4 protein-coding genes and 1 pseudogene are annotated in these 5,454 nt (G+C 76.8%); 2 read left to right on the forward strand and 3 right to left on the reverse strand.

All coding sequences use genetic code 11. From position 1 onward, the window contains the following. Positions 1–547, forward strand: a 547-nt coding sequence (locus ACOJTC_RS03970) for a DUF3043 domain-containing protein (RefSeq protein WP_420115787.1), incomplete at its 5' end; no start/stop codon positions are given. 7 nt (positions 548–554) lie between these two features. On the opposite strand, the gene ACOJTC_RS03975 is transcribed toward ACOJTC_RS03970, so the two are convergent. Genes ACOJTC_RS03975 through ACOJTC_RS03985 form a run of 3 tightly spaced genes read right to left on the reverse strand, consistent with a single transcriptional unit; the run spans position 555 to position 3,224 of the window. Next, positions 555–1,535: an ABC transporter ATP-binding protein gene (locus ACOJTC_RS03975; RefSeq protein ID WP_420115788.1), complete on the reverse strand. Its 981-nt coding sequence runs from the start codon at positions 1,533–1,535 to the stop codon at positions 555–557. Continuing rightward, positions 1,532–2,383 (reverse strand): ABC transporter permease, encoded by an 852-nt coding sequence (locus ACOJTC_RS03980; protein WP_420115789.1) that lies wholly within the window; start codon positions 2,381–2,383, stop codon positions 1,532–1,534. Before ACOJTC_RS03980 ends, ACOJTC_RS03975 begins: the two co-directional genes overlap by 4 nt. Then, a complete protein-coding gene (locus tag ACOJTC_RS03985; RefSeq protein WP_420115790.1) occupies positions 2,376–3,224 on the reverse strand; it encodes an ABC transporter permease in 849 nt (282 codons plus the stop codon). The genes ACOJTC_RS03980 and ACOJTC_RS03985 overlap by 8 nt, the downstream gene beginning before the upstream one ends. Before the next feature lie 161 nt (positions 3,225–3,385). Here ACOJTC_RS03985 and ACOJTC_RS03990 point away from each other — a divergent pair. Further along, positions 3,386–5,454, forward strand: a pseudogene (locus ACOJTC_RS03990) (hypothetical protein); the annotation flags it as partial.

Below are 5,454 nucleotides of genomic sequence, written 5' to 3' on the forward strand. Positions count from 1 at the left end.
GGGGCCCGGGGACCACCCGCCCCCGCCCCCCCGGGGCAACACCCCGAGCACGCCGGCCCGGGGCGGCGACCCCCGCACCCGGCCGGCCGCCGGCCGCCGGCCGGCCGGCCCGACCCGGCCGCTGACCACGGAGGAGGCCCGGGAGCAGCGGCGCAAGGCGCGCACCGAGGCCGCCGCCGAGTTCCGCCGCGAGGGCGGCCCCCGGGACCGGGGGCCGGAACGGCTGCTCGCCCGCAACGTGGTCGACTCCCGGCGGACCATCGGCACCTGGTTCTTCGGCGGCGCGTTGATCGTGCTGATCGGCTCGAACGCGGCGATGCCGCAGGCGATCCGGCTCGCCTCCAACGTGGTGTGGGGTGCGCTCGCGCTCGGCGTGGTGATCGACTCGGTGCTGATCTCCCGGCGGATCAAGAAGCTGGTGCGGGAACGCCACCCCAACAGCGGCGAGCGGATGGGGTCGCTGTACCTCTACGCGATCATGCGGTCGATCACCTTCCGTCGGATGCGCGCCCCGGCCCCCCGGGTGAACATCGGCGACCCGATCTGACAGGCGGTCAGGACGGGCGGCGCGGGTCGGGGGCCGGGCTGCGGTAGAGCCGGGCCACCACGTCCTCGATGTCCGGTTCGACGATCGAGAGGTCACGCAGCGCGACCAACCCGGCCAGCGCGGCGACCACCTCCGTCACCCCCGCCGACTCCAACGCGTAGACCAGCCGGTGGCCGTCCGCCTCGACCCGGTGCAGCGCCGCCCCCGCCGGTCGCGGTGGGACCGCCAGCGGGGCGTCCAGGTCGGCGACGACGAGCCGGCGGGAACCGTACCGGGCGTGCAGGGCGGCGATCGTCCCGTCGTGCACCACTCGGCCGTGGTCGACCACCACCAGCCGGGCGCAGAGCCGCTCGATGTCGGCCAGGTCGTGCGTGGTGAGCACCAGGGTGGTGTCGCCGGTACGGCCCAGCTCGGCGAGGAAGCCCCGGACGGCCTGCCTGCTCACCACGTCCAACCCGATGGTCGGTTCGTCGAGGAAGAGCACCTGCGGGTCGTGCAGCAGCGCGGCGGTCAACTCGCCCCGCATCCGCTGCCCCAGCGAGAGCTGGCGGACCGGGGTGGCCAGGAAGTCGTCCAGGTCGAGCAGGTCGCGGCAGCGGCGCAGCCGGGCGGCGTGCGCGGTGGCCGGCACCCGGTAGAGGTGGCGCAGCAGGTCGAACGAGTCGGCCAGCGGCAGGTCCCACCAGAGCTGGGAACGCTGGCCGAAGACCACCCCGATCCGCAGCGCCAGCCGGGTCCGGTCGGCGACCGGACGCAGCCCGCACACCCGGGCCCGACCCGCCGACGGGCTCAGCACCCCGGTGAGCATCTTCAGGGTGGTCGACTTGCCCGCCCCGTTCGGGCCGATGTAGCCGAGCATCTCGCCGCGCTCCACCCGCAGGTCGATGCCGTCCACGGCGGTGACGGTCCGCTTCTGCCGACGCAGCCGGCCCGCCTTCACCCGTACCGTGAACTCCTTGCGCAGCCCGTCCAGCTCGATGACGCTCATGACCCCGTACTCCGGTAGTGGCGGATGCCGGTGCGCCAGGCCGCCGCCGCGCCCGCGACGGCGACCAGGGCCACCCCCGGCGCGGCCCAGCCGGCCCACGACGGCAGGCCGAGCGGGTCGGCGCGGCCCAGCAGCGCCAGCGCCGGCTGGTAACTGACGAAGGCGAACCCCAGGCCGTACGCGAAGGCGGCCCGGAACCACCCGTCGAAGATGGTCACCGGGTACGTGGTGAAGTCCCGCCCGCCGTAGGTGACCGAGTTGGCCAGCTCACCGGAGTCCACCCACCAGAACGACACGGTGGCGGTCGCCACGAAGAGCGACCCGAAGAACACCACCCCGGCCAGCGGGGCGACCACCGCCAACGCCACCCGGGCCGGCGTCCAGTCGATCCCGGCCGAGGTCAGCGCCACCACCAGCACGCCCACCCCGAACACGCCCCGGGACACCTTGCGCAGCGGCAGGTTCATCAGCAGCAGTTGGGGCAGCGCGCCGAGCGGGCGCAGCAGCACCGCGTCGAACAGGCCGGTCCGCACGTGGGTGGGCAGCCGCTCGATGTTGCCGACCAGCAGGTCCGCCACCGCGAAGGCGCTTGACGACAACCCCACCATCACCAGCGTCTCGCGCAGCGTGAACCCGCCCAGCTCCCGGGTCACCCCGTAGATCACCAGGACGGTGACCACGTCGAACACGGTGGCCCCCACGTTGCCCACCAGGTCCAGCAGGAACGACGCCCGGTAGGTGGTCTGCGCGCGGGCCTGCGCCCCGAGCAACGCCCGGTACGCCCCGAACGTCCCACCCGGCCGGAGCGGACGGTCCGCTGCGGTCACCGCCGCCCGGTGCTCAACCACCCTGCACCACCAGGCGGCGTTCGGCCCGCCGCTGCACCAGCCGACAGGCGGCCAGCACCAGCACCGCCCAGCCGAGCTGGAGCGCGACCAGGCCGACCTGGACCGCCGGTGGGTCCCGCTCCACCAGCACGTCGAGCGGGGTCTGCATCAGGCTCGGGAACGGGGTGCCGCACCACAGCACCAGTTGCAGCCAGCCGGGCAGGAACCGCAGCGGGAAGTAGAGCCCGGCCAGCACCCCCGAGCCGAGGGTCCACAGCAGCAGCGGACCCCGCGCGTCCTGCCACCAGTAGGCGGCGGCGTTGACCAGGAACCGGCAACCGAAGCAGAGCACCACGGCGGTCACCACGGAGACCACGAAGAGCCCGCCGGTGGGCCACCGCGACGGCAGGTAGACGTCGAAGAAGAGCGGCCCGACCAGGACCGGCGGCAGCAGCCGGGCCAGCGCCGCGTACCCGGCCCGACCCAGGTCGGTGGCGAGATAGCTGGTCACCGGGTGCACCGGGCGCAGCAGGTCGGCGGCCACGTCGCCGGTGCGGATCCGGTCGGCCAGGTCGCTCCAGCCCCAGAGCAGCACCACGGCGAGCAGCCCCTGACCCATCCAGACGAAGGTCGCGAGCTGGGTCCGGTCGTACCCGCCGACCGTTCCGGAACCGGCCGCGGCCAGCAGCACCGCGCAGTGCAGGAAGCCGAACACGGTGTTGGTCACGGCACCGGCCACGGCCGCCTGCCGGTAGGTGGAGTAGCGACGGAAGCCGGCCCGGGATAAAGCCCCGAATGTCCGGAACCATCGGGTAACGTTTGTGCTCGTGGACGGAGCCGCAGTGGCGGTGACCGAGCCCACGCCGTTACCCTCCTTCCGCAGCCCCGCCGTGCCGGACGGGGGACTCTACCGGCATCCCGGGGCGCCCTGCACGACAATTTGCAACGAGGTGACACCGCCGTGAGCGAGCGACGCGAGCCGGGCATCGGGCCGCGCCGCACGCGTGGACCCGGAGCCCCCCGGTGACGGGCTGGTCCGACCGTTGGGACGCCCCCGCGGAACCGTCCTGGGTGATCGAGCCGACCAGCGAGTGGCACCCGCAGTTCCCCGGGCAGCGCTATCCCGGCGACCTCGGCTCCCAGTACGCCGACCCCCGGGGGCGGGTCACCGCCACCGGCCGCGCCGAGGTGCCCCCGCTCGCCCCGACCCGCTCCGACGGCACGTACCTCGGCCGGTCCTGGTCCGACCTGGACGACGGGCCGCCCCGCCGGGACGACCCCCGCGACGAGCGGCACACCCACGACCCGTACCGCCGGCTGGCCGACGAGACGTACCGGGGGCCCACCGACGAGGCGTACCGGCGGCCGTCGGACGAGCCGGTCTGGCAGCGGGAACGCCGGCAGCCCGCAGCCGAGCGGCACGACGACCGGCCGGCCGACCGGGTCAGCTGGTCGGACCGTCGGCGGGGCGGCGCCGAACCGGCACCGACCGGTTGGCACCGCGACCGGGCCGACACCGACCGGTACGACAGCCCGCCCCGGCAGGAGCGCAGCGCCCCCGGGATCACGCCGGTCTCCCCCGGCGGCCCACCCGTGTCCCCCGCGCCCCGCCACGAGCCGCCCCGCGACCGTCCCGACCGGTTCACCGGGGCGGACCGGCGGCGCGAACCCGACGAGGGCCCGCCCCGGCGGCGCACCACCAGCGAACGCCCCACCGGCGGACCCGGTCACCGGGGCGACGACGAGCCGCTCCACCGCGCCCCCGACCGGTACGACCCGTACCCGGGCGGACCCGCACCGGGCGGGGACCTGCCGGCCCGGTTCCGGGAGGACGACCCGCCCCGTCGGGACGCCGACCGGCGGCCCGCCGCGCACGGGCACGCGGACCGGTGGCAGCGCCCGCTCCACGACACCCCGCCGGTCCGCCCGCGCGACGACACCCCGCCCGGCCGCCCGCCGCGCCACGACGCCCGGGGCACGACGCCGGCCATCCCCGAGGAGCGGTGGCAGCATCCGCGTGGCCACGACGAGCGTCGGCCGGCTCAGCCGTACGAGCCGGCGGCCCGCCAGGTGGCGTACCCCGACCTGCGTCCGCAGGACGAGCCGTACCGCGAGCCGTGGGGTCGTACCGGCACCGGGCCCCGCCCGACACGGGAACCGGACCAGGGCCGCGACGGGCGGCCGGCGTACCCCACCCGGCACGAGCCACCCACCCGCCACGAGGACCGTCCGGCGGCCTGGACCGCGCCGGGGCAGCCCGGCGACACCCGTCCCGGCGGCGTCGTGCCGCCCCTCGGCCCACCGCCCGGCCGTCCGGTGTCCGGGGCACCGGTCTCCGGGCTCCCGGTGTCACCGGCTCCGGTGTCACCGGCTCCGGTGTCGTCGCCACCCGGCACGACCACGGCGGGCCGGCCCGCGACCGGTCCGTGGGGTCCCCGGCCCGGTCCTCCCCCACCGCCGGCCGACGCCCGGCCGGGTGACGCCGATGCACCGGCACCGACGGCCAGCCGGCCGACCCCCCTACCACCGGACGCCCCCGCGTCCCCCACCGAGCTGCCCACCCGCAGGCGTCACGCCGCCGGCCGGCCGCCCATCCCCGCCCCGGACCAGGCCGCCCCGGTCTCCGCGCCGCCGGCCGCCCGGTTGCACGTCGAGTTCCGCCGGCCGTCGGAGAACGCGCCACCGGTCGACCGGCCCGCCGGACACTCCCCGACCGCACCCGGGACCGACCGGCCGACCGACCCGGATGGCTTCCGGCGCTCCTCCGCCGCACCCACCACCGGGACCGAACGGCCGACCGACCCGGGCACCGCCGGACGCCCACCGGCGGCAGCCGCCACCGACCGGCCCGCCCTGGAGATCACCCCCGACCGGCCCCGTCGGTACGTTCCGCCGGCACCGGAGTCCGGCGGCACCGGCCGTCCCGTCAGCACCGCCCCGACCACGCCGGGAGGCTCGACGGCCTGGTTCCGGCCCGGCCGGTCGACCCCCACGCCGGCCACCCCGCCCGACGGCACGACGGCGGCCGGCCGGCCGACGGGCGGTGCCGCGCCGGACCCGGCCACGCCCGGCCGCCCGGCCACGCCCGACGG

The sequence above is a fragment of the Micromonospora sp. genome, assembly GCF_048594385.1.
Classification (GTDB): Bacteria; Actinomycetota; Actinomycetes; order Mycobacteriales; family Micromonosporaceae; genus Micromonospora; species Micromonospora wenchangensis.